General features: G+C 70.7%; 21 protein-coding genes. 7 read left to right on the forward strand and 14 right to left on the reverse strand.

Features of this window, described 5'->3' with window-relative positions:
• Position 1: 1 nt before the first annotated feature.
• On the forward strand, positions 2-862 hold the full coding sequence (locus KYX17_RS25790; RefSeq protein ID WP_243231286.1) for a helix-turn-helix domain-containing protein: 861 nt from the start codon (positions 2-4) through the stop codon (positions 860-862).
• Positions 863-869: 7 nt separating this feature from the next.
• On the opposite strand, the gene KYX17_RS25795 is transcribed toward KYX17_RS25790, so the two are convergent.
• The 11 genes from KYX17_RS25795 to KYX17_RS25845 form a co-directional block, all read right to left on the reverse strand.
• Entirely contained in the window at positions 870-1,997 is a 1,128-nt protein-coding gene (locus KYX17_RS25795) for a low specificity L-threonine aldolase (protein ID WP_243231287.1), read from the reverse strand.
• Between the two features lie 158 nt (positions 1,998-2,155).
• The gene (locus KYX17_RS25800; RefSeq protein ID WP_243231288.1) at positions 2,156-3,604 is read right to left on the reverse strand and encodes a DUF6421 family protein; all 1,449 of its coding nucleotides are present in this window, start codon (positions 3,602-3,604) and stop codon (positions 2,156-2,158) included.
• Between the two features lie 83 nt (positions 3,605-3,687).
• Entirely contained in the window at positions 3,688-5,181 is a 1,494-nt protein-coding gene (locus tag KYX17_RS25805; protein ID WP_243231291.1) for a CoA-acylating methylmalonate-semialdehyde dehydrogenase, read from the reverse strand.
• Positions 5,182-5,216: 35 nt separating this feature from the next.
• Complete coding sequence (locus KYX17_RS25810) at positions 5,217-6,518, reverse strand: aspartate aminotransferase family protein (RefSeq protein ID WP_243231293.1); 1,302 nt, start codon at positions 6,516-6,518, stop codon at positions 5,217-5,219.
• A 57-nt stretch (positions 6,519-6,575) separates the two neighbouring features.
• Positions 6,576-7,751, reverse strand: coding sequence for an ABC transporter substrate-binding protein (locus tag KYX17_RS25815; protein WP_243231296.1), 1,176 nt, complete (start codon positions 7,749-7,751; stop codon positions 6,576-6,578).
• A gap of 52 nt (positions 7,752-7,803) precedes the next feature.
• Positions 7,804-8,586, reverse strand: a complete 783-nt coding sequence (locus tag KYX17_RS25820) for an ABC transporter permease (protein ID WP_243231298.1) — start codon at positions 8,584-8,586, stop codon at positions 7,804-7,806.
• Entirely contained in the window at positions 8,583-9,377 is a 795-nt protein-coding gene (locus KYX17_RS25825; protein WP_243231301.1) for an ABC transporter ATP-binding protein, read from the reverse strand. Before KYX17_RS25825 ends, KYX17_RS25820 begins: the two co-directional genes overlap by 4 nt.
• A complete protein-coding gene (locus KYX17_RS25830) occupies positions 9,374-10,267 on the reverse strand; it encodes an ABC transporter permease (protein ID WP_243231303.1) in 894 nt (297 codons plus the stop codon). The genes KYX17_RS25825 and KYX17_RS25830 overlap by 4 nt, the downstream gene beginning before the upstream one ends.
• Positions 10,264-11,280, reverse strand: coding sequence for a TIGR03842 family LLM class F420-dependent oxidoreductase (locus tag KYX17_RS25835; RefSeq protein WP_243231306.1), 1,017 nt, complete (start codon positions 11,278-11,280; stop codon positions 10,264-10,266). Before KYX17_RS25835 ends, KYX17_RS25830 begins: the two co-directional genes overlap by 4 nt.
• An 89-nt stretch (positions 11,281-11,369) precedes the next feature.
• The gene (gene hydA / locus KYX17_RS25840; protein ID WP_243231308.1) at positions 11,370-12,806 is read right to left on the reverse strand and encodes a dihydropyrimidinase; all 1,437 of its coding nucleotides are present in this window, start codon (positions 12,804-12,806) and stop codon (positions 11,370-11,372) included.
• Between the two features lie 14 nt (positions 12,807-12,820).
• The gene (locus KYX17_RS25845; protein WP_234074484.1) at positions 12,821-13,669 is read right to left on the reverse strand and encodes a nitrilase-related carbon-nitrogen hydrolase; all 849 of its coding nucleotides are present in this window, start codon (positions 13,667-13,669) and stop codon (positions 12,821-12,823) included.
• 146 nt (positions 13,670-13,815) lie between these two features.
• Between KYX17_RS25845 and KYX17_RS25850 the strand changes: the two genes are divergently transcribed.
• From KYX17_RS25850 to KYX17_RS25870, 5 genes are all read left to right on the forward strand, one after another.
• Complete coding sequence (locus KYX17_RS25850; RefSeq protein WP_243231309.1) at positions 13,816-15,177, forward strand: aminotransferase class I/II-fold pyridoxal phosphate-dependent enzyme; 1,362 nt, start codon at positions 13,816-13,818, stop codon at positions 15,175-15,177.
• Positions 15,178-15,236: 59 nt separating this feature from the next.
• Positions 15,237-16,403, forward strand: coding sequence for a histidine kinase (locus tag KYX17_RS25855; RefSeq protein WP_243231310.1), 1,167 nt, complete (start codon positions 15,237-15,239; stop codon positions 16,401-16,403).
• Positions 16,400-17,044 (forward strand): response regulator transcription factor, encoded by a 645-nt coding sequence (locus KYX17_RS25860; protein ID WP_243231311.1) that lies wholly within the window; start codon positions 16,400-16,402, stop codon positions 17,042-17,044. Before KYX17_RS25855 ends, KYX17_RS25860 begins: the two co-directional genes overlap by 4 nt.
• Positions 17,045-17,353: 309 nt before the next feature.
• Positions 17,354-18,121 carry an ABC transporter ATP-binding protein gene (locus tag KYX17_RS25865; protein ID WP_243231312.1) on the forward strand — a complete coding sequence of 256 codons (768 nt, stop codon included), beginning with the start codon at positions 17,354-17,356 and terminating at the stop codon, positions 18,119-18,121.
• A 65-nt stretch (positions 18,122-18,186) separates the two neighbouring features.
• Entirely contained in the window at positions 18,187-19,572 is a 1,386-nt protein-coding gene (locus KYX17_RS25870; RefSeq protein ID WP_243231365.1) for an FtsX-like permease family protein, read from the forward strand.
• A gap of 38 nt (positions 19,573-19,610) precedes the next feature.
• Here KYX17_RS25870 and KYX17_RS25875 read toward each other — a convergent pair whose 3' ends face one another.
• Positions 19,611-20,108 (reverse strand): hypothetical protein, encoded by a 498-nt coding sequence (locus tag KYX17_RS25875; protein WP_243231319.1) that lies wholly within the window; start codon positions 20,106-20,108, stop codon positions 19,611-19,613.
• A 75-nt stretch (positions 20,109-20,183) separates the two neighbouring features.
• Here KYX17_RS25875 and KYX17_RS25880 point away from each other — a divergent pair, with 75 nt between their 5' ends.
• The gene (locus tag KYX17_RS25880; protein WP_243231322.1) at positions 20,184-20,792 is read left to right on the forward strand and encodes a 2-phosphosulfolactate phosphatase; all 609 of its coding nucleotides are present in this window, start codon (positions 20,184-20,186) and stop codon (positions 20,790-20,792) included.
• A 4-nt stretch (positions 20,793-20,796) separates the two neighbouring features.
• Here the strand turns inward: KYX17_RS25880 and KYX17_RS25885 are convergent, their stop codons facing one another.
• Together KYX17_RS25885 and KYX17_RS25890 are read right to left on the reverse strand one after the other, a co-directional pair.
• Entirely contained in the window at positions 20,797-21,285 is a 489-nt protein-coding gene (locus KYX17_RS25885; RefSeq protein WP_243231325.1) for a SprT-like domain-containing protein, read from the reverse strand.
• A 37-nt stretch (positions 21,286-21,322) separates the two neighbouring features.
• Positions 21,323-21,850, reverse strand: coding sequence for a hypothetical protein (locus tag KYX17_RS25890; protein WP_243231328.1), 528 nt, complete (start codon positions 21,848-21,850; stop codon positions 21,323-21,325).
• Positions 21,851-21,934: the final 84 nt, after the last annotated feature.

Here is a 21,934-nt window from a genome sequence, read left to right on the forward strand (position 1 = left end):
GATGGCGCTCGCCGCATCCGCGTTCCCGGCGAGCCCCTCGCTCGTCGACTTCGCCGTCGCGCTGCCGGTGGTCCTCCTCGTCGCCTACGGCATCGCACTGTTGCTGCGACGGCTGTTCGGGGAGCGCCTGTCGCTCGGCACGGCCACGATGACCCTCATCGGCGTGCTCGGTGTCAGCGCCGGTGCGCTGATCTCGGGACTCTTCATTCCGGGTCAGCGGCTGTGGATGCCGAGCACCCTGCTGCTGGCGACGGGGGCGAGCCTCGGACTGTCCTTCCTGGTCGCAGGAGCGGTGGCGGCGGTGCGCGGTGCGAGCGCGATGCCGGATGCGGCCGCGGTGCTCGCCGCCGGCGAGTCGGAGCGCCGGGAGTTCAAGGAGACCGCCCGGTGGAACGTACGCGAGTCGCGCAAGGACGCGCGCATGGAGCTCGCGGTCGCGAAGACTGTGGCGGCGTTTCTCAACTCGCGCGGCGGTGTCCTCGTGATCGGCGCGAACGACGCGGGTGAGGCGGTCGGACTCGATCGCGATCTGCAGACGTTGCGCACGCCCGACCACGACCGCTTCGAGCTGTGGCTGCGCGACATGCTCTCGACCTCGCTCGGCCGCAACGCGGCGGCGCTTCCCCGCATCCGTTTCGGGACGGCGGGCGACGGCGTCGTGGTGTGCCTCGTGCAGTGCCGGCCTGCGGGCAAGCCGGTGTTCGTCACGCAGCCCAAGGACGGCGGCTCGAGTCGTGAGCTCTGGGTGCGGGTCGGCAACTCGTCGCGCGCGCTCGGGGTGGACGAGGCCGTCGACTACGTGGCCCGCCACTGGCGTCCGTCGGTGGCGTCGTTCGTGCTCGGGCGTCCGTCCGGCGCTTGAGAGCGCGTCAGCGCGTGGTCTCGCGCGCGATCGCGGCGACGAACGCGTCGATGTCGTCCTCGGTCGTGTCGAACGAGCACATCCAGCGCACCTCGCGGCGTGTCTCGTCCTCCCCACCGCCACTCGCATCATCGCTCTCGCGCTGATCCGAGCCTCCGTCGGCGGGGCCCCAGTCGTAGAACCGGAAGCTCTCGCGCAGGCGCTCCGCCACGCCCTCGGGCAGGATCGCGAACAGGCCGTTGGCCTGGGTGGGATGCGTGAACGAGACGCCGCGGATCGAGCCGTCGGCGAGCCCCGCATCCACGCCCTGGCGCAGGCGCTGGGCCATCGCGTTGGCGTGCGAGGCGTTGCGCAGCCAGAGATCGCCCTCGTAGAGCGCCACGAGCTGCGCCGAGACGAAACGCATCTTCGAGGCCAGCTGCATGTTGAGCTTGCGGAGGTAGGTGAGACCGGTTGATGCGGCGGGGTCGAGCACGACGATCGCCTCCGCGCCCAGCGCGCCGTTCTTCGTGCCGCCCAGGCTCACCACGTCGACGCCGGCGTCGGTCGTGAAGGCGGCGAGCGGCACGTCGAGGGCGGCTGCCGCGTTGGAGATACGGGCGCCGTCGAGGTGCAGCCGCATCCCGCGCTCGTGTGCGTGATCGGCGAGCGCGCGGATCTCGTCCGGCGTGTAGAGCGTGCCGAGCTCGCTCGTCTGCGTGATGGAGACCACGAGGGGCTGCGCGCGGTGCTCGTCGCCCCAGCCCCATGCCTCGCGGTCGACGAGCTCGGGGGTGAGCTTGCCGTCGGGCGAGGGGACGGTGAGCAGCTTCATGCCGCCCACGCGCTCCGGCGCACCGCCCTCGTCGACGTTGATGTGCGCGGTGGATGCGGCGATGACCGCACCCCAGCGGGGCAGCATCGACTGCAGGCCGGTGACGTTCGCGCCGGTGCCGTTGAAGACGGGGAACGCCTCCGCGCGGTCGCCGAAGTGGGAGGCGACGACCTCCTGCAGGCGGGCCGTGTAGACGTCCTCGCCGTAGGCGATCTGGTGCCCCTCGTTGGCGGCCGCGATCGCGGCCAGCACCTCGGGGTGCACGCCGGAGTAGTTGTCGGAGGCGAAGCCGCGCACGGCGGCGTCATGCAGAGTCGTCACAATCGTCCAATCTACGTCTGCTCGTGCCCGCATCCGTCCGCCCGGTCGGGCGGCCCTTGTGCAGGAGATCGCCGTTGTGCAGGACGATCCCGGGGGAATCGTCCTGCACAACGGATTTCTCCTGATGAGCGGATGCGGCGGCGAACCGCTCGGGCGGGTCAGTCGGCCGCGCGGATGCCGGCGGTGGAGGCGATGACGTCGCGCATCTTCTTCTCCAGCGCCTCGTAGAACATCGACAGCGGGAACTCGTCGGTCAGCACCTGGTCGGTGTAGCCCGACGGCGGGCCCGACAGCACCTCGTCCGGCAGGCCCCGCGCCCAGACCGAGGCCGGATGCGGGGTCACGACCGAGCTCACGAGCTCGTACGCCGCCAGCCAGTGCGCCGTCTTGGGGCGGTCGATCGAGCGCCAGTACAGCTCGTCGATGGCATCCGCCAGCGCGACGACCGCATCCGGAACCTGATCCCAGTCGATGCGCAGCCGGGTGTCGGTCCAGTGCAGCACGCCGCGGCGGTGCAGCCACGCGAACAGCAGCTGACCGCCGAGCCCGTCGTAGTTGCGCACCCGGCTGCCCGTGATCGCGAAGCGGAAGATGCGATCGAACAGCACGGCGTACAGCACGAGTCCCGCGTGCTCCCGCATCCGCTCGTCGACCTCGCTCAGCTGTTCGCCGGCCGCGACCCGCTCGTCGAGGCGCCGGCGGATCAGCACGCACTCGCGGAACGCGGTCAGATCGCACCGCAGCTCCTCCAGCGAGTACAGGAAGTACGGCATGCGCTGCTTGATCATGAACGGATCGAACGGCAGGTCGCCGCGCATGTGCGTGCGGTCGTGGATGAGATCCCACATCACGAACGTCTGCTCGGTGAGCGCTTGATCGGTCAGCATCCGGGCCGCGTCCTCGGGCAGTTCGAGCTTCGTGATCTCGGATGCGGCCGCGACCACCCTGCGGTAGCGCGCGGCCTCGCGGTCCTGGAAGATCGCGCCCCACGTGAACGCAGGGACCTCCCGCATCGACACGGTCTCGGGAAACAGCACGGCCGAGTTCGTGTCGTAGCCGGGGGTGAAGTCCACGAGGCGGAGCGAGACGAACAGGGCGTTCGTGTACTCGGTCTCGAGCTGCGCGATGAACTCGGGCCAGATGACCTCGACGAGCACCGCCTCGATGTACCGGTTCGGCGAGCCGTTCTGCGTGTACATCGGGAAGACGACGAGGTGGCGCAACCCGTCGACGCGATGCCGCTGCGGCTGGAAGGCGACGAGCGCGTCGAAGAAATCCGGCACGCCGAAGTCCTCCGCCGACCAGCGCAGGAAATCGCCCACGAGGGCCTGCAGGTACTCGGCATCGTGCGGGAAGCGCGGCGCGAGCTCCTGCACGGCCGCCACGATCCGCTCGACCTCCACGCGGGCGGCCGTCCGGTCCTCCGCCTCGGGCACCGAGCCGTCCTTCGCCTGCATCCCCTGCAGTGCGACGGCGGCGTCCTTCAGCTCGAGCCAGGCCGGATCGTCTTCCACGCCGAGCGCGAGGCTCGCGGCGTCCTCGACGACCTCGGGCTCGCCGATGATCGCCTTGAGCTCACGGGAGGGGTGGGCGGCGTCGATGGACATGGGAACCTCCGATCGTCGAAGTCGGCCGCGGATGCGGCGTGGTGATGGTGCGAACAGGCTACGCGGCGGGCGGGCGGGCGCGCTCAGGCGTTCTGCGGGAACCCCAGGTTGAGGCCGCCGTGCGAGGGGTCGAGCCAGCGGCTGGTGATCGCCTTCTCCTGCGTGAAGAACGAGACGCCGTACGGGCCGTACGCCTTCGCGTCGCCGAAGAGGGAGGCCTTCCAGCCGCCGAACGAGTGGTAGGCGACCGGAACGGGGATCGGCACGTTGACGCCGATCATCCCCACCTGCACCTCGCGCTGGAAGCGGCGGGCAGCGCCGCCGTCGTTCGTGAAGATCGCGGTGCCGTTGCCGTAGGGCGAGGCGTTGATGATGTCGACCGCCTCCTCGTATCCGCTCACACGCACGATGGAGAGCACCGGGCCGAAGATCTCGTCGCGGTAGACGGCGGAATCCAGCGGCACGCGGTCGATGAGCGAGGGCCCGAGCCAGAAGCCGTCCGCCTCACCGTCGACGTCGATCCCGCGCCCGTCGACGACGACCGTGGCGCCGTCGGATGCGGCCTGATCCAGGTACCCGGCGACCTTGTCGCGGTGCTCGCGCGTGATGAGCGGACCCATGTCGCACCCGCGCGTGCCGTCTCCGGTGCGCAGCGTCGACATCCGCTCGGTGATCTTCGCGACGAGCGCGTCGGCGACCGCATCCACCGCGAGCACGACGGAGACCGCCATGCAGCGCTCCCCGGCCGAGCCGAACCCCGCGTTGACCGCGGCATCCGCGGCGAGCTCGAGGTCGGCGTCGGGCAGCACGAGCATGTGGTTCTTCGCGCCGCCGAGGGCCTGCACGCGCTTGCCGGCGGATGCGGCCGTCCCGTAGATGTACTGCGCGATCGGCGTGGATCCGACGAAGGAGATCGAGCGGACGTCGGGGTGCACGAGCAGGGCGTCGACCGCCTCCTTGTCGCCGTTGACCACGGTGAGCACGCCCTCGGGCAGGCCTGCCTCGGCGAACAGGCGCGCGAGCCAGATCGAGGCGGAGGGGTCCTTCTCGCTGGGCTTGAGCACCACGGCGTTGCCGGCGGCGAGCGCGATCGGCAGGAACCAGAGCGGCACCATGGCGGGGAAGTTGAAGGGGCTGATGACGCCGACGACGCCCACCGGCTGACGCAGCGTGTACACATCGACGTCGGTGGAGACGTTCTCGGAGTAGGTGCCCTTGAGCAGCTCGCCGACGCCGCAGGCGAAGTCGACGACCTCGAGGCCGCGGGCGATCTCGCCGAGGGCGTCGGAGAGCACCTTGCCGTGCTCGGCCGTGAGGATCTCCGCGAGCTCCTGCTTGCGGGCGTTCAGCAGCTCGCGGAACGCGAACAGCACGGAGGTGCGCTTGGCGATCGACGCGTCGCGCCAGACGGGCCACGCGGCCGCGGTGGCGGCCACCGCCGCATCCACGTCGGCTGCGCTCGCCAGACGCACGTGCTTCGTCACCGTGCCGCGCGCGGGGTTGTAAACGGGCGCCGTGCGCTCCGATGCCCCGTCCCAATCGCTTCCCGATACCCAGTGTCCGAGGGTGTGGGTCATGTCGTTTCTCCTGTCACGTCGTCGTGGGTGGGGGATCAGAGGGCCGCGAGGGCTTCGTCGTAGATGGCGATGGCCTCGCTCACATCCTCGTCGGTCACGACGCAGGGTGGAACGACGTGGATGCGGTTGTCCTGCACGAAGGGCAGAAGTCCGCGTCCGATGAGGTCCTTCTTGAGCGCGCCCATCGCGGAGGCGGCGAGGGGCTCGCGTGTGCCGCGGTCGGCGACGAGCTCGAGCGCCCAGAAGACGCCCTCGCCGCGCACCTCGCCGATGACGTCGTGCTTCTCGGCGAGCGCGTGCAGCGCGGGGCCCAGGACGTCGCGTCCGATCCGTGCCGCGTTCTCGACGACCCCTTCCGCCTCCATCGCGTCGAGGGTCGCGACGATGGAGGCCGCCGCCAGGGGGTGGCCGGAGTAGGTGAGACCGCCCGGGAAGACGCGCTCGTCGAAGGCCGCCGCGATCGGATCGGAGATGATGACGCCGCCCACCGGGACGTACCCGGAGTTCACTCCCTTGGCGAAGGTGATGAGATCGGGCACCACGTCGTGGCCCTCGAAGGCGAACCAGCGGCCGGTTCGGCCGAACCCGGCCATCACCTCGTCGAGGATCAGCATGATGCCGTAGCGGTCGCAGATCTCGCGCACACCGGCGAGATACCCCGGCGGCGGTACGAGGACGCCCGCGGTGCCGGGCACCGACTCCAGCAGGATGGCCGCGACCGTGGCCGCGCCCTCGGCCTGCACGACGCGTTCGAGGTGGTGGAGGGCGCGGGCGCACTCCTCCTCGGGCGTCGTCGCCCAGAACTCCGAGCGGTAGAGGTACGGGCCGAAGACGTGCACGTGTCCGCGGGCGTATTCGTTCGGGATGCGGCGCCAGTCGCCCGTGGCCACGATGGCCGCCCCGGTGTTGCCGTGGTACGAGCGGTAGCGCGAGAGCACCTTGTCGCGGCCGGTCACGAGACGGGCCATGCGGATCGCGTTCTCGTTCGCGTCGGCGCCGCCGTTGGTGAAGAACACCTTGTGGAATCCCTCGGGGGCGCGCGCGATGATGCGCTCGGCCGCCTCGCCCCGCGTCAGGTTCGCCGTCGACGGCGCGATCGTCGTCAACAGCTCGGCCTGCTCCTTGATCGCGGCCACGACGGCCGGATGCTGGTGGCCGATGTTGACGTTCACGAGCTGGCTCGAGAAGTCGAGGTAGCGCGTGCCGGCGTGATCCCAGACGCGTGTGCCCTCCCCGCCGGCGATGACGAGCGGATCGAGGGCCGCCTGCGCCGACCAGGAGTGGAACACGTGGGCGCGGTCGAGCTCCCAGGCGCGGCGGTCGAGGTCGGTGGTCATGCTCTTCTCCTTTGATGAGCGGTGGGGGCGACGCGTGCATCGCCCCCACCGCGGATCCTACTTACCGCCTTCGGTGAGCGTCACGTCGATGGGCGTGTAGGTGCCCTTGACCGCGACCCCCTCGGCTTCGAGCTCCTGCAGCGCCTTCTCGATGTACTCGTTGCTGTACGCGGTGTCGGAGGGCTCCTCGGTGATGAGGTTCAGACCGTCCTGGTTGACCGCCTTGAGGGCACCCGCGACCGTCTTGTTCCACGCATCCTCGTTCACGACGCCGAAGTCGCTGTCGGTCCAGACCAGCTTGTTGACCTCGTTCATCTGCCACAACTGGTGCACCGGGCCGACGGGGAAGGCCGCCTCGGCGTTGATCGCCGCGTCGTAGGTGATGGATGCTGCTTCCTCGGGGTTGTCACGGGCGAAGATCCACCCCTTCGTGACGGCCTTCAGGAACCGCACGGCGGCGTCCGCGTACGCGGGGTCGTCGGACAGGCGCGCGGTGTCGGCCCAGAGGGCGTCCTGGAGCATGGCGCCCTCGGTGTCCTCGTAGGAGATGACGTTGAAGTCCTCCGGCTGGTAGAGCTTGCCCGTCGCGGGGTTCACGACTTCGAGCACCTGCGCCCACTCGTTGTAGGTCATGGCCTGCGCCGCATCCACGTCGCCGTCCAGCAGGGCGTTCATGCTGAAGTCCTGCGTCGTGATCGAAACCGAGGTGGAGTCGAGGTCGTCCGCCGCCATGGCGGCGAAGATCTCCCACTCGTTGCCGAAGCCCCACGAGCCGACGCGCTTGCCCTCGAAGTCGGCAACGGAGGTGATGCCGCTGTCGGCCCAGGAGACCTGGAGGGTGCCGGACTTCTGGAACACCTGCGCGATGTCGGTCAGCTCGGCTCCCGTGGCCTCGAGAGTGCCGAGGACCTTGGGCACCCACGCGACGGCGAAGTCGACGTCGCCGGCCACGAGCGCGTCCTGGGGGACGATGTCGCCGCCGGAGGGGACGATCTCGACGTCGTCGAAGCCCTCCTCCTCGAAGTAGCCCTGGTCGAGCGCGACGTAGTAGCCCGCGAACTGGGCCTGGGGCAGCCATTGCAGCTGCAGCTTGATCGAGGTGAGCGGCTCGAAATCGGGGTCTCCGGAGGCGGCCGGTGCGCCGGAGTCTCCGCCTGCGCAGGCAGCCAGCGCCATCGAGGCGATGCCGACGGCGGATACGGCGACGAGGGTGCGTCGAATGCTGTGTCTCATGCTGTTCCTTTCGGGTTCGGTGGTGCCGGGTGGTGCGATGGAACGCCTCCGGTCAGACCGGGGCCCGCCTCGTCGACAGTCGCTCCAGGAGACTCGTCACGAGGAAGAAGAGAAGGCCGATGAGGATGCCGCCGAGCACGAAAGCCCACGCGAGAGCGGCGCGGCCCGACTTCGCGTAGCTGGCGATGGCGGTGCCGATGCCGTCGGCGGGCCCACCGAAGTACTCGGCCACGAGGGCGGAGATGACCGCGAGGGACGCGGCGATGCGGATTCCGGACATCAGGTAGGGAAGGGCGGTGGGAAGGGTCAGGAAGCGGAACGTCTGCGCGCGGGACGCGGCGGACGCGCGCAGCAGGTCGCGCTGCACGGGGCGGGTCTGGCGCAGGCCCCGCAGCACGTTGACGAAGACGGGGACGAACGCCGCGATGGCGGCGACGGCTTGCCGGCCGAACTGGCTCGAGGCGCCGAACATCGTGTTCAGGATGGGGGTCAGAGCGACGATCGGGATAACGGCGAGCGCCGCCACGAGAGGCGCGAGCATCCCGTCGATCGGTCTGGCGGACGCCGCCAGTGCGGCCAGGAGGATCGCCAGCACGGTTCCGGCGACGAGGCCCACGAGAGCGTTGGTCCCGGTGATCGCCATGTCGGGCGCGATGATCGACCAGCGGGCGAAGAACTCCTCGAGGATCGCAAAGGGGCTCGGAAGCATCCGCGGTGCCGCATCGGCGACATCGACGATGAGCACCCACACCCCGAGCCCGATCAGGGCGACACCGGCAGGGGCTGCGACGCGCAACCACGACGGCAGCCGACGCTCGACTCCGGTGGCGCTCATCGTTCGTTCGCCCGGGTCGCCGGCGTTCCGTGCAGGGCCTCGCGCACCTCGGTGACCTTCGCGAAGTACTCGTTCGACTCGCGCAGCGCCTCGTCGCGGATGCGGTCGAAACGTGTCGGGATCACCGTCGTGATGCGTCCAGGGCGGGGACTCATCACGACGACCCGATCCGAGAGGAACACCGCCTCCGGGATCGAGTGCGTCACGAAGACGACGGCGGCACCGGTCTCTGCCGCGATGCGGGTGAGCTCCGCCTGCAGCCGCTCGCGGGTCATCTCGTCGAGCGCTCCGAACGGCTCGTCCATGAGCAGCAGCTTGGGCCGCGCGGCGAGCGAGCGGGCGATCGCGACGCGCTGCTGCATCCCGCCCGAGAGCTGGTCGGGGTATCGCTGCACGAAGTCGGTCAAGCCGACGAGTTCCGCGAGCTCGGCGACCCGTGCGACGCGCTCCGCCTTCGTCACCCGCTGGATCTCCAGGGGGAGGGCGATGTTCTCTGCGATCGTGCGCCAGGGGAGCAGCCCTGCCTGCTGGAAGGCCATGCCGTAGTCCTGGTCGAGTCGGGCGGTGGCGGCAGGCTTGCCGAAGATCTCGAGGGTGCCCGCGGTGGCGGCGTCGAGGTCCGCGATCAGGCGCAGCAGCGTCGACTTGCCGCATCCGGAGGGGCCGATCAGCGACACGAACTCGCCCGGCGCGACGTCGAGATCGACATCGGTGAGTGCGACGACATCGCCGGTCCGGGTCGGGAAGATCTTGCCCACGCCTGCGGCACGGACAGCGGGTGCGGTGCTCATGCGGTCTCCTCGCCTCTGCGGTAGTTCTTGAGCCCTGCGCCCACGAGGGCCACGGATGCGGCGGCGACGAGGCCGAGCGCGATCGTGCCGAAGGTGGGTCCCCAGGGGGCGGCGGGATCGGACGATGCTTGACCTGCGAGCTGGATGAGCATGCGTCCGATGCCCCCGCGCATGCCGATGGACACCTCCGCGACCACCGCTCCGACGACCGCCGCCGCGGCGGCCAGTCGCAGCGCCGGCAGCAGATACGGCACCGCCGCGGGCAGTCGCAACCGCCAGAGCGTCGTCCCGTAGCCCGCCGCGTAGGTGCGGAGGAGGTCGACGTGGATGCTGTCGGGCGCCTGCAGACCGCGGAGCATGCCGATCGCAACGGGGAAGAAAGCGAGATAGGACGCGATGACGGCGACCGACAGCCACTGCGGCCAGGGGATCCCCTCGCGCGCCAACTGCCCGCCGAGGGCGTTCACGACAGGCGCGAACGCGATCAACGGCACGGTCTGGCTGACGACGATCCAGGGCAGCAGGCCCCACTCGATGAGCCGCCAGCGCTGCATCGCGATCGCGAGGATGCCGCCGACGAGGACGCCGATCACCCATCCCGCCGCGGCGATGCCGAGCGTGACGCCTGCCGCCGACAGGACCGACACCCACAGCGGCGGGGTGTCGCCGCCGCTCGTCGAGGCGAACAGCCGGGCGACCATCTCCCACACGTGCGGCATGGCGCGGTCGTGTGTGCGCGGGAGGATCATGACCCCGCTGCCGGTCGATCCGTCGCCCCCGATCGTCACGCCATCGGCGGGACCCAGGAACTTGTAGAGCTCCCACAGCGCGATGACGGCCGCGACGCCCACCACACCCCAGATCGCGGCGGCCGCGCGGCGCGTGATCATCGCTTCGCCGTGATGTGCTCGGCCAGGGCGGGAATGACGCGCTCGCCGTACACGCGCATCGTCTCCTCCTTGTTGTCGTGCTGCAGATAGCCCGCGAACTGGGTGACTCCGATCTCGCGCAGCGCCTCGAGCTTGGCGATGTGCTCTTCGGCGGTGCCGAGGAGGCAGAACCGGTCGATGATCTCGTCCGGCACGAAGTCGACGTGGTCGTTGGCCGCTCTGCCGTGGCTGTTGTAGTCGTAGCCGGTGCGGCCCGCGATGTAGTCGGTGAGCGCCTGCGGCACCTCGCCCGACGTGCCGTACTTCGCGACGATGTCGGCGACGTGGTTGCCGACCATGCCGCCGAACCACCGGCACTGATCGCGCATGTGCTCCCGGTCGTCGCCGATGTACATGGGAGCCGCGACGCAGAACGCGATGCTGTCCGGGTCGCGGCCGGCAGCGGCGGCGGCATCCTTGACGACCTTGATCATCCACCGAGCGATGTCGAGGTCGGCCAGCTGCAGGATGAAGCCGTCGCCGACCTCTCCGGTCAGCTTCAGGGCGAGCGGGCCGTAGGCGGCCACCCAGACGTCGAGCTGGGACCCGCGACTCCAGGGGAATTGCAGCGTCGCGCCCTTGTACTCGACCGGGCGCGAGTTGGCGAGCTCGCGGATGACGTGGATCGACTCGCGCAGCTCGGACATCGAGACCGGCTTACCGTTCGTGACCCGCACGGCGGAGTCCCCGCGTCCGATCCCGCAGATCGTCCGGTTGCCGTACATCTCGTTGAGCGTCGCGAACACGGATGCCGTCACGGTCCAGTCCCGGGTGGCGGGGTTCGTCACGAAGGGGCCCACGGTGATGCGCTTGGTCGCGTTCAGGATGGCGGAGTGCACCACGTAGGGCTCTTCCCACAGCAGGTGCGAGTCGAACGTCCAGACGTGGCTGAAGCCGTGCGCCTCCGCCAGCTGCGACAGCTGGACGGTGCGGGATGCGGGCGGATTGGTCTGCAGGACGACACCGAAGTCCATGGGTCACACCTTCCGGTCGTTGAGCGAGAGCCGTGAGCTGAGCCCCCGGTCGTTGAGCGAGAGCCGTGAGACGAAACGCAGACGTGTCATCAGATGAGGTACTGGCTCAGGCCGCGCTTGACGAACCGGCCGTCGCCGGCCCGGCCGAGGTACTGGCCGGCATCGACGACGACCTTGCCGCGCGCGATGACCGTGTCGACGTGCCCGTCGATCTCGAAGCCCTCCCACGCCGAGTGGTCCATGTTCATGTGGTGGGTCTTGTCGACACCGATCGAGGTGTGACCGTTCGGGTCGTAGATCACGATGTCCGCATCCGCACCGGGCGCGATGACACCCTTCTGCCCGTACATGCCGAACATGCGCGCCGGGGTCGTGCTGGTCAGCTCGACCCAGCGTTCGAGGGTGATCTCGCCGGTCACGACGCCCTGGTACATGAGGTCCATGCGGTGCTCGACCGAGCCGATGCCGTTGGGGATCGCGCGGAAGTCGCCGAGACCGAGCTCCTTCTGCCCCTTCATGCAGAAGGGGCAGTGGTCGGTGGAGACCATCTGCAGGTCGTTCGTGCGCAGCGCCTGCCACATGTGATCCTGGTGGCCCTCGGCCCGGGAGCGCAGCGGCGTGGAGCAGACCCACTTGGCGCCCTCGAACGCCCCCCACTGCTCGCTCGAGGCCCCCAGCTGTTCCTCCAGGGAGAGATACAGGTACTGCGGACACGTCTCGCCGAACACGTTCTGTCCCTTGTCCCGCGCGGTGGCGAGCTGCTCGACGGCCTGCTTCGCGCTCACGTGCACGACGTACAGCGGCGCGCCGGTCAGGTTCGCGAGCATGATCGCGCGGTGCGTCGCCTCCTCCTCGGCCTGCCATGCGCGGGCGATCCCGTGGAAGTACGGGTCGGTCTTGCCGGCTTCGACCAGCTGCTCGGCGAGCACATCGATCACGGGCCCGTTCTCGGCGTGCATCATCGTGAGCAGGCCCGTGTCGGCGGCGACCTGCATGGCGCGAAGGATCTGCGCGTCGTCGGCGTAGAACACGCCCGGATACGCCATGAACATCTTGAAGCTCGTGATGCCCTCGTCGATGAGGCCGGGCAGGGCCGCCAGCGCTTCCGCATCCACGCCGCCGACGATCTGGTGGAACCCGTAGTCGATCGCGCAGTTGCCCGCGGCGAGTTCGTGCCAGTGCGCGAGGCCGTCCTGCACGCGCTCGCCGGTGCGCTGCACCGCGAAGTCGACGATCGTGGTCGTGCCGCCCCAGGCCGCGGCGCGCGTGCCCGTCTCGAAGGTGTCGGACGCGCTCGTGCCGCCGAACGGCAGCTGCATGTGCGTGTGGGCGTCGATGCCCCCGGGGATGACGTACTTGCCGGTCGCGTCGATGACGGCGTCGACGGATGCGGTGAGGTCGCTGCCCAACAGCTGGGAGCCGGGTGCGAGCACCGCGACGATCCGCTCGCCGTCGACCAGGACGTCGGCGAGGACGCGGCCGGTGGCGGAGACGACGGTGCCGCCCGTGATGAGTGTGGTGGTCATGATCGCTCCGCCTCTCAGGGGGCCGTGATCTCGTCGTAGGTGTCGGGCCGGCGGTCGCGGAAGAACTGCCAGTCGTCGCGCATCTGCTGCACGAGGTCCATGTCGAGGTCGCGGATGAGGATCTCCTCGTGCTCGCCCGAGCCGAGCTCGCCGACGTAGTTGCCGCGCGGGTCGACGATCTGGCTCTTGCCGTAGAAGGTGACGGCTTCGTCGCCGTACTCGTTGTCCTCGCGGCCCACGCGGTTCGGCGCGAGCACGAAGTAGCCGTTCGCGACGGCCGCGGCCGGCTGCTCGACCTCCCACAGGCGGTTCGACAGGCCCGGCTTGGTCGCGTTGGGGTTGAAGGCGAGGTGTGCGCCGTTCAGGCCCAGCTCGCGCCATGCCTCGGGGAAGTGCCGGTCGTAGCAGATGATGACGCCGACCTTGCCGACCGCGGTGTCGAAGACGGGGTAGCCGAGGTTTCCAGGACGGAAGTAGAACTTCTCCCAGAACTTCTCGACGTGCGGGATGTGGTTCTTGCGGTAGACGCCCGCGATCGAGCCGTCCGCATCCACCACGACGGCGGTGTTGTAGTAGACGCCGGTCTGCTGCTCCTCGTAGATCGGGAGCACCATCACGAGCGACAGCTCCTTCGCGAGAGCCGCGAACCGCTGCACGATGGGCCCGTCCACGGGTTCCGCGTAGCGGTAGTACTTCTTGTCCTGGGTGATGCCGAAGTAGGGGCCGTAGAACAGCTCCTGGAAGCAGATCACCTGGGCGCCGGCGGCTGCCGCATCCCGAGCGAACTGTTCGTGCTTGTCGAGCATGGACGCCTTGTCGCCCGTCCACGTCGTCTGCGTGATCGCTGCGCGTACCGTCGTCATCGTCGCCTCCCGGTCGTTTCTCGTGGAGGACCCTCGCAGCGACGGGGACCGGAGCGGCTCCGGCGGGTCATCCCCGTTCTGTTATCTTTCTGACTGAACATTTCTCTTCGGTTTCAGCCTGTGACGTGATGGTTAATGGTGCACCCGTGACTGATTCGGCGAAAGACCCGGTCGCAGCGCGGATCGCTGCGGCCGGTGAGCGCAGTCCCGAAGGGATCGCCCGCGAACTGGGACGTCTGGTGACCGACGGCGTGCTCGCGCCCGGCGACCGTCTGCCCACCGTGCGCGAGGTCGCTGCGGCGCTCTCGGTGAGCCCGGCGACGGTCAGCGCGGCGTGGCAGGCGCTCGCGCGAGCCGGCGTCATCGTGTCGCGGGGGAGGGCGGGAAGCTTCGTGCGTGCGCCTCGTCGTGCGTGGCTCACCCCGCGAGTGAAGGGCCTGTCGGGGGCGGCGCCCGCCGGCTGGGATCTCGCATCCGGTATGCCCGACCCCGCCCTGCTGCCGCCGCTGGGCGCAGCCTTCGAGCGCGTCGACCTGCAAGCGGGAGCGGGGCGGTACCACGATGTCCCGGTCCTTCCCGAGCTGGCCGACGTGCTGCGGGAGAGCTGGCCCTCGCGGGTGGAGACGCTGACGGTCGTCGACGGCGCGATGGACGGCATCGCGCGGGTGATGGAGCAGACCGTGCGCTTCGGCGACCGCGTGGCGATCGAATCTCCCGGCTACCCCTACTTCTTCGACCTGTTGGACGCGCTCGGGGCCGAGGCGGTGCCGGTCGACGTCGACGACGAGGGGATGGTGCCCGCATCCCTCACCCGGGCTCTCGCCCGGCATCCGTCGGCGGTGCTGCTGCAGCCGCGGGCGCAGAATCCGACCGGAGCCTCGATGACCTCGATGCGGGCACAGCAGCTCGCGGGCGCGATCCGCGCAGCCCGCGACGGCGACCGGGTGCTCGTGGTCGAAGACGACCATTCGGGGCTCATCGCGATGGCGCCCGCGGTGACGCTCGCCCGCTGGCTGCCCGATCAGGTCGTGCAGGTGCGCAGCTTCTCGAAGTCGCACGGGCCCGACCTCCGCATCGCCGCGGTGGGGGGCCCTGCCCGGGTGTTGGACCGCGTGATCGCACGCCGGATGCTGGGGCCGGGGTGGACCTCGCGCCTGCTGCAGAGCGTGCTGCTGGACATGCTCACCCGACCGGACTCCGTCGCCGCCGTGAAGGGCGCCCGCCTCGCCTACCGGGACCGGCAGGAGGCGATGGTGGGGGCGCTTCGGCGAGAGGGGATCCCGCTCGTGCCGCCGGACGGGATCAATCTGTGGGTGCCCGTCGTCGATGAGCGGGCGGCCATGGTCGAACTCGCCGCCGCCGGGATCGTGGTCGCGGCGGGGGCGCCGTTCGTGGCGGGCGAGGCGCGCGCGCCCCACGTGCGGGTGACGGCGGGCCTCATCGCCGCCGGCGATGCCCAGGGGGCAGCGGCCGCCCTCGCCGCCGCCGCGCGCGCGAGCGCTCGCTGACAACGGGATACATCGCTGGGCGGATGCGGGTCCCGCCGGCGCCCGCGTAGCGTGTCAGGGTGTTCCGCCGCCTCTCACCCGTGCAGTCGCTCGTCGACGCGTTCATCGCGTTCGGGTTCTTCGGGGTCACGGGCTTCCTGTTCTACACGCCCTCCTCGGGCGACCAGGTGTGGGGCGTGCTGGTGTCGCTCGGCATGGCCGTGGCGCTGGGGCTGCGCCGGTTCTCGCCGTTCCTGGCGTTGGCCGTCGCGTGGGCGACCGCCCTCGCGCAGATGGCGATGGGCCTGCAGCCCATGCTCAGCAACGTCGCGATCTTCGTCGTGCTCTACGCGACCGCGGCCTATGGCACGCGGCTGCTGTTCTGGCTCGGGTTCTCCTCCGCGGTCGCCGGCTCCGCGGCCATCGCGATCTACCTTGTCTTCGTCAACTCCTACGTCGTCTCGTCGGGCCTGGACTGGCGCAACCTGCCGCTGGCCGTTTTCGTCATGCTCGCGGCGCTGTTCGCCCTCGGGCTCTCGTGGACAGCGGGCGCGCTGGTGCGCACCGCGGCACGCGCCAGAGAGACCCGGCAGGCGAGGGATGCGGCGCGCGCGCAGGTGGCGATCGAGTCCGAGCGGATGCGGATCGCCCGCGACATGCACGACATCGTGGCGCACTCCCTCGCGGTGGTGATCGCCCAGGCCGACGGCGCCCGATACGCCGCCGTCGCCGACCCGGCCGCTGCGACCACGGCGCTCGGGACGATCTCGTCCACGGCGCGTTCGGCGCTGACGGATGTGCGCCTTCTGCTCACCCAGCTGCGCCACCAGCAGGGCGCCGGACCCCAGCCGACGCTCGCAGACCTCGACGCCCTGTTCGCCCAGGTCCACGCCGCGGGGGTCGATCTGCGGGTGCAGATCGCGCCGGTACCGCCGCAGGATGTGCCGGCGGCCGTGCAGCTCGCCGTCTTCCGCATCCTGCAGGAGGCTCTCACCAACGCCCTGCGCCACGGCGACGGCCCGGTCGAGGTGTGGCTCGCGTGGCAGAGTGATCACGTGCGAGCAACCGTGCGCAACGCGCTGCGTCCCCCCTCTCGCGAGCCGCAGCGGATGCTCGAGGACGCCGGCGGGCACGGTGTCGTCGGGATGCGCGAGCGCGCGCAGCTCGTGGGGGGAACGCTGTTCGCCGGCGCCACCGACGAGGGCTTCGTCGTCGACGCGTGCCTGCCGATCGGGGCCGCCGCATGAGTGCTCCGGTGCGTGTCGTCCTCGTCGACGACCAGGCGCTCTTCCGCGCCGGCATCCGCATGCTGGTGGATTCTCAGCCCGACCTGAGCGTCGTGGGCGAGGCCGGCGACGGCGTCGAGGCGATCGAGGTGGTGCGCCGCGAACGCCCCGACGTCGTGCTGATGGACATCCGGATGCCGCGCCTCGACGGCCTGGCGGCCACGGCGGAGCTGCTGCGCGACGCCGATGCGCCCCGCATCGTGATGCTGACGACCTTCGATCTGGATGAGGCGGCGGCGCGCGCCATCCGTGAGGGGGCCAGCGGGTTCCTGCTCAAAGACGCCGATCCCGAGTTCCTCCTCGCAGCCATCCGCACGGTGCACGCGGGCTCCGCCGTCATCGCCGCCAGTGCCACGCGCGACCTGTTCGCGCAGTTCTCGCCCCCGGCCGTCGCGACACCGCCCGCCTGGCAGGCGCTGACGGACCGCGAGCGGGAGATCTTCGCGCTCGCCGCCCGAGGCCTCTCCAACGCCGAGATCGCGGAGCGGGAGTTCCTGTCGGAGGCGACCGTGAAGACCCACATCAGCCGCATCCTCGCCAAGCTCGCCCTGCGCGATCGGGTGCAGCTCGTCGTCTTCGCCTTCGAGCACGGCCTCGTCTGACCCTCCCCGGTGCCCGCCTGTGGGTGCCCGCCTGTGGGTGCCCGCCCGTTGGGTGCCCGAGTTGCGTCGCAGTTGCGCAGATGCGCCACTTTTCCGCATCCGCCACAGTCATTCACTGTCGCGGATGCGGAAAAGTGTGGCGCTCACGGCGCGGATCGCCTCGCCCCGCTGCCCCGCTTCCCGGCACCTGTGCCCCGCCTGGTGTCCCGGCCCCACCATCCGGGCGCCCCGCGAATCATCCGCCAGAAGGATGCGGATACGCCCGGCGGGCGACGCGGCCGATCCCGCCCGATTCATAGCGTCGGAGACATGCACATCTCCTCCAGTGAACTCGGCCTCGCCGCGCGTGTCTCGCGGCTCACGAAGACCTATGGCAGCGGCGCGGGTGCCGTCCGCGCCCTCGACGACGTCGCGGTCGGCATCCGCCGCGGCGAGTTCACCGCCATCATGGGCGCCTCCGGCTCGGGCAAGTCGACGCTCATGCACATCATGGCCGGCCTCGACGCCCCGACGAGCGGATCGGTGTGGATCGGCGACACCGACATCACCGGCCTCGGCGATCGCGAGCTGACCGTTCTCCGGCGCCGCCGGGTGGGCTTCGTGTTCCAGTCCTTCAACCTCGTGCCGACGCTCGACGTCATCGGCAACATCACACTGCCCTTCGATCTCGACGGCCGCCGCCCGTCGGCGATCGAGCGCGCGCGGATCGACATGCTCGTCGAGACGCTCGGGCTCCGCTCGCGTCTGACGCACCGCCCCCACGAGCTCAGCGGCGGACAGCAGCAGCGTGTGGCGATCGCCCGTGCGCTCGCCACGGCGCCCGATCTGCTCTTCGCCGACGAGCCGACCGGCAACCTCGACTCCCGCACCGGACGCGAGGTCCTGGCTCTGCTCGGCGCGGCGAGCCGCGAGCACGGGCAGTCGATCGCGATGGTCACGCACGACCCGATCGCCGCGAGTCACGCCGACCGCGTGATCTACCTCGGCGACGGCCGCGTCGTCGCCGACCACCGCGGGCAGAGCGCCGAGCAGATCGCCGCGTTCATGCTCGCCGCGGAGCAGGGAGCGGTCGCGTGAGCGGCGCCGTCCTCGCCGCAGGCCCGGCACGCACCGCTCCCCTGTCGTGGCTCCGCGAGCGCGGGATGGGGGCGAGCATCCTCGTCTCCGCCATCTCCACGGCGTTCGGCGTCGTCCTCATCTCCGCCACCGGGTACATCGCGGCCCTCCTGCGCGCGGATCCCTACATCGGCGACAGCGGAACTCTGGCCTTCGTGCTCAGCTTCCTCACCGTCCTGCTGGTGGGCGTCGCGGTCTACGTCGCGGCGGTCGTCACGGCCAACACCTTCGCCACGGTCGTCGTCGGCCGCACGCGCCGGATCGCCCTCCTCCGCCTCATCGGCGCGTCTGCGCGTTCGCAGCGCACGGAGCTCGCGCGACAGGGCCTCGTCGTGGGCGCGATCGGAGCGCTTCTGGGCCTCGTCGGCGGAACGCTGGTGGCGGTCATCGGGGTCGGAGCGGCCGATTGGATGCTGGGCCTCGACGTCTCCTTCACGCCCGTGGAGCCGATGCTCGTGGTGCCCGCGGTGATCGTCGCACTGACCACATGGGCTGCCGCATGGGCGGGATCACGGCGGGTGCTCACCGTCACGCCGCTCGAGGCCCTCGGCGGGTCAGTGGAGGCGCCCTACGCCCGCGCCGCACGGCGCACCGGACGCAACGTCTCGGCGCTCGTCCTGCTGGTGCTGGGTGCGCTCCTGCTCGGCGGCGGAATCGCGTACGGCCTCGTCAGCCCCACCGGCGTGATCATCGCGTTCTTCGGCGGTGTGCTCTCCTTCACCGGGCTGGCGCTCGGCGCGACGCTCGTGATGCCGCCCGTTCTGCATCTGGTCGGCTCGGTCTTCGGCCGTTCGGCCATGTCGCGACTGGCGGCGCAGAACGCGCTGCGGTACCCGGAGCGCTCGAGCCGGATGGCGATCGGTGTCGTCATGGGCGTCACCCTCATCACGATGTTCGCCGTCGCGATCGCCTCGACGAAGGCCGTGTTGACCGCGGCCGGCGGCGGAGTCCTGGACGACGACATGTCGCGCGTGCTCGACACCTTCTCCGCCGTCATGATGGGGCTCGTGGCCGTGTCCGCTGTGATCGCGGGTGTGGGTCTGGTCAACCTGCTGACGCTGGGTGTGGTGCAGCGGCGCCGGGAGCTCGGCCTGTTGCGCACCCTCGGGGTCTCGAACGCGCAGCTGCGCGCCATGGTGCTGCGCGAGGCCGCCCACATCACGATCGCGGCCACCGTCACCGGGCTGCTGCTCGGCATCGTCTACGGATGGGCCGGAGCGCAGTCGCTGCTCGGATCGGTTCCGGTCGACCCGACGCTGCCGCGCCAGCCCACGTTCGTGCTGCCGGCCATCCCGCCGATCCCCGTGCTCGTGATCGTCGCGGCGACGACCGTGCTGACCCTCGTCGCGGCCGTCGTGCCGACCCGGCTCGCCACGCGCGTCGCCCCCATCGAGGCGCTCGCCGAGGCGTGAGCCGTGAGGCGGGCCCGTGCCGGAGCGTGCGGGCCCGCTCAGACCGCGGCGGCGGCTTCCGGATCGTGCGCCCACGACGGCGCGAGCGTGCGGATGCGGGAGGCCCGCCACTGCCACGTCGCCCACAGTACCGGCCAGAACAGCGGGGCGGTCCGCCCCTCGATCACGAGCCGCTCGCGCCAGAGCGTGCGGCCGTATCCCGCGGGGCTCACCGCCATCTGGTGGTCCCACACGTCCAGCGACGCGAGGGGACCGGTCAGCGGCGCCCCCGAGTCGCGGAAGATCCGCACCGGGCCGCGGAGCTCGTCGACCGCGCGGTCGCTGACCGAGATGAGCTGCGAACCGAGGGGCAGGATGCCGCCGGCGAAGAGCCCCACGGCGACGTCCTGGCCGCTCTCCCAGCTGGTCGGCAGCGGACTGAGGGGCTGCATGTCGATCAGCGGACCGTAGAGCTCGGCGACGGCGCGCGGCGAATGCAGCGCTCGCCAGGCCGCATCCGGATCGCAGTCGATGACGAACTTCAGCAGGATGCGCATGGCCCCAGTCTGCCCCGCGCGTCTCGCGACGTCACGCGGCTCTGCCCCGGGCCGGGCTCGTCCTAGTCTGGACGGATGCCCGAGATCGCCGACCAGTCGCGTTACCAGATCCGCTTCGAGTGGGGAGCTTCGGGGGTGCGCCGACTCGCCGCATCCGACGTGGTCGTGATCGTGGATGTGCTTTCCGCCTCGACCGAGGTCGTGGATGCGGTCGCCGCCGGTCGCGCGGTCCCGCTGGCGGAGACGGGGGTCGCGGATCTCGCCGGCGCCGCGCACGATGCGGGTGCCCTCGTGCTGCTCGGCGCGCTGCGCAACGCGGCGTCCGTCGCCGCAGCGGTGCTGGCCGAGCAGCAGCATCGCGGCGCGCGCACCTCGGTCGCGGTGATCGCCGCGGGAGATGCGGATGCGGCCGGCTGGCGCGCCGCGGTCGAGGACCAGCTCGGCGCGGGTGCCGTGATCGACGCGCTCGGCTCTCTCGGACTCGACCACACCTCGCCCGAGGCGGCCGCAGCCTGCGAGTCGTTCCGCGGCCTGCAGAGCGCAGTGCGGCATCTGCTGACGGCGAGTGCGAGCGGTCAGGAGCTGCTGGAGACGGGGGAGCGCGAGGCGGTCCTGGCTGCCGCGACGCTCGATGCCGTATCCGTGGTCCCGGTGCTGCGGGACGGCGTCTTCGTCGCAGCCTGAGGCCTCAGCGCGGCGTCGACGCTGCCATCCGTGCCGCGCGCGTGATCTCGCGCCGGGTCCAGGTGAACGCGAAGCGCGGGTCGTAGCGCGCAGCGCAGCTCGCGCAGGAGGTCGGACGGGTCGCCTTGCGGTGTCGGTAGACGACGTGTCCGTTGGGGCATACGCCCACCCAGGGAGCGAGGTCGGTGGCCGTCTCGCCGTGGTGGGTCGCGCCGCCGACGTATCCGAGTTCGCGGGCGACGCGCTTCCACGCCGGCCCGTGCCCTGCGGCGGAGCCCGCGAGTGCGTGCGCGACCTCGTGCAGGAGCGTCTGGTGGTTGGTGTCGTCGTCGTAGCGGGCGCTCAGATAGCGCGACAGGCTGATGCGGCGCTTCGTGTAGTCGCACAGGCCGGCGCGACGCTTCGCGTTGTCGAAACCGAAGCTCCAGCCCTCATCGAGGTGCAGGGCGATCAGGGCCTCCGCCCAGACGCGCACGCGCTGCAGATCCGACATGGGACGAGCGTAGATCGAGCCGCGGACAGCGGGCGGCTCAGCTGGCGACGCTCGCCGCGATGCGGCGGCGATCGACCGTGTCGATGGCGAGCAGCGTGGTCTCCAGCTGCTCCTCGGGCGCCCCGGCCTGCTGGCGCAGGAACAGCGTGCGCTTGAAGTCGGCGCGGGCCGCATCCAGGTCTTCGCCGTCCAGGTGCACCTTGCCGCGGTGATGGTAGGCGAAGGCGGCGATGCCGGCCCAGCCCTGGCCCTCGGCCTCTTCGGCGCAGGTCGTGAGCTCGTGCGCCGCCGCGCCGAGCTGGCCGCGCTCCTGCTGCACCGTGGCGTGCAGGATGCGGGCGCGCAGCAGATCCTTGCGGGTGCCGGCCATGCGCGCGGTGCGCACCGTCTGCTCGGCCACGAGGAGCGCCTCGTCGAACTGGCCGGTGACCTTCAACAGCCAGACGCGCTCCATCAGCGCGGCGAGGCTGCGCTGGGAGCCGATCTCCTCGAGCCGCTCCAGGCATTCCCGCTCGTCGACGATCTCACGCAGCGTCTCCGGGTGGTGCCCCCTGATATAGCTCACGTTGCTCCCTTCGTGCCAGCGCCGCATCCAGTGTCGCCGACCTCTGCCGCCGGGCGCTTCAGGCACGCCGCGTCGGCCCGCCCC

The organism is Microbacterium sp. CIAB417 (assembly GCF_022788845.1).

What these genes read in the sequence shown, in the direction of transcription:
- KYX17_RS25790 (WP_243231286.1), top strand. Translation starts at nt 2, where the DNA reads ATGGCGCTCGCCGCATCCGCGTTCCCGGCGAGCCCCTCGCTCGTCGAC.
- KYX17_RS25800 (WP_243231288.1), bottom strand. Translation starts at nt 3,604, where the DNA reads ATGTCCATCGACGCCGCCCACCCCTCCCGTGAGCTCAAGGCGATCATC.
- KYX17_RS25805 (WP_243231291.1), bottom strand. Translation starts at nt 5,181, where the DNA reads ATGACCCACACCCTCGGACACTGGGTATCGGGAAGCGATTGGGACGGG.
- KYX17_RS25810 (WP_243231293.1), bottom strand. Translation starts at nt 6,518, where the DNA reads ATGACCACCGACCTCGACCGCCGCGCCTGGGAGCTCGACCGCGCCCAC.
- KYX17_RS25815 (WP_243231296.1), bottom strand. Translation starts at nt 7,751, where the DNA reads ATGAGACACAGCATTCGACGCACCCTCGTCGCCGTATCCGCCGTCGGC.
- KYX17_RS25820 (WP_243231298.1), bottom strand. Translation starts at nt 8,586, where the DNA reads ATGAGCGCCACCGGAGTCGAGCGTCGGCTGCCGTCGTGGTTGCGCGTC.
- KYX17_RS25825 (WP_243231301.1), bottom strand. Translation starts at nt 9,377, where the DNA reads ATGAGCACCGCACCCGCTGTCCGTGCCGCAGGCGTGGGCAAGATCTTC.
- KYX17_RS25830 (WP_243231303.1), bottom strand. Translation starts at nt 10,267, where the DNA reads ATGATCACGCGCCGCGCGGCCGCCGCGATCTGGGGTGTGGTGGGCGTC.
- KYX17_RS25835 (WP_243231306.1), bottom strand. Translation starts at nt 11,280, where the DNA reads ATGGACTTCGGTGTCGTCCTGCAGACCAATCCGCCCGCATCCCGCACC.
- hydA (WP_243231308.1), bottom strand. Translation starts at nt 12,806, where the DNA reads ATGACCACCACACTCATCACGGGCGGCACCGTCGTCTCCGCCACCGGC.
- KYX17_RS25845 (WP_234074484.1), bottom strand. Translation starts at nt 13,669, where the DNA reads ATGACGACGGTACGCGCAGCGATCACGCAGACGACGTGGACGGGCGAC.
- KYX17_RS25860 (WP_243231311.1), top strand. Translation starts at nt 16,400, where the DNA reads ATGAGTGCTCCGGTGCGTGTCGTCCTCGTCGACGACCAGGCGCTCTTC.
- KYX17_RS25865 (WP_243231312.1), top strand. Translation starts at nt 17,354, where the DNA reads ATGCACATCTCCTCCAGTGAACTCGGCCTCGCCGCGCGTGTCTCGCGG.
- KYX17_RS25870 (WP_243231365.1), top strand. Translation starts at nt 18,187, where the DNA reads ATGGGGGCGAGCATCCTCGTCTCCGCCATCTCCACGGCGTTCGGCGTC.
- KYX17_RS25875 (WP_243231319.1), bottom strand. Translation starts at nt 20,108, where the DNA reads ATGCGCATCCTGCTGAAGTTCGTCATCGACTGCGATCCGGATGCGGCC.
- KYX17_RS25880 (WP_243231322.1), top strand. Translation starts at nt 20,184, where the DNA reads ATGCCCGAGATCGCCGACCAGTCGCGTTACCAGATCCGCTTCGAGTGG.
- KYX17_RS25885 (WP_243231325.1), bottom strand. Translation starts at nt 21,285, where the DNA reads ATGTCGGATCTGCAGCGCGTGCGCGTCTGGGCGGAGGCCCTGATCGCC.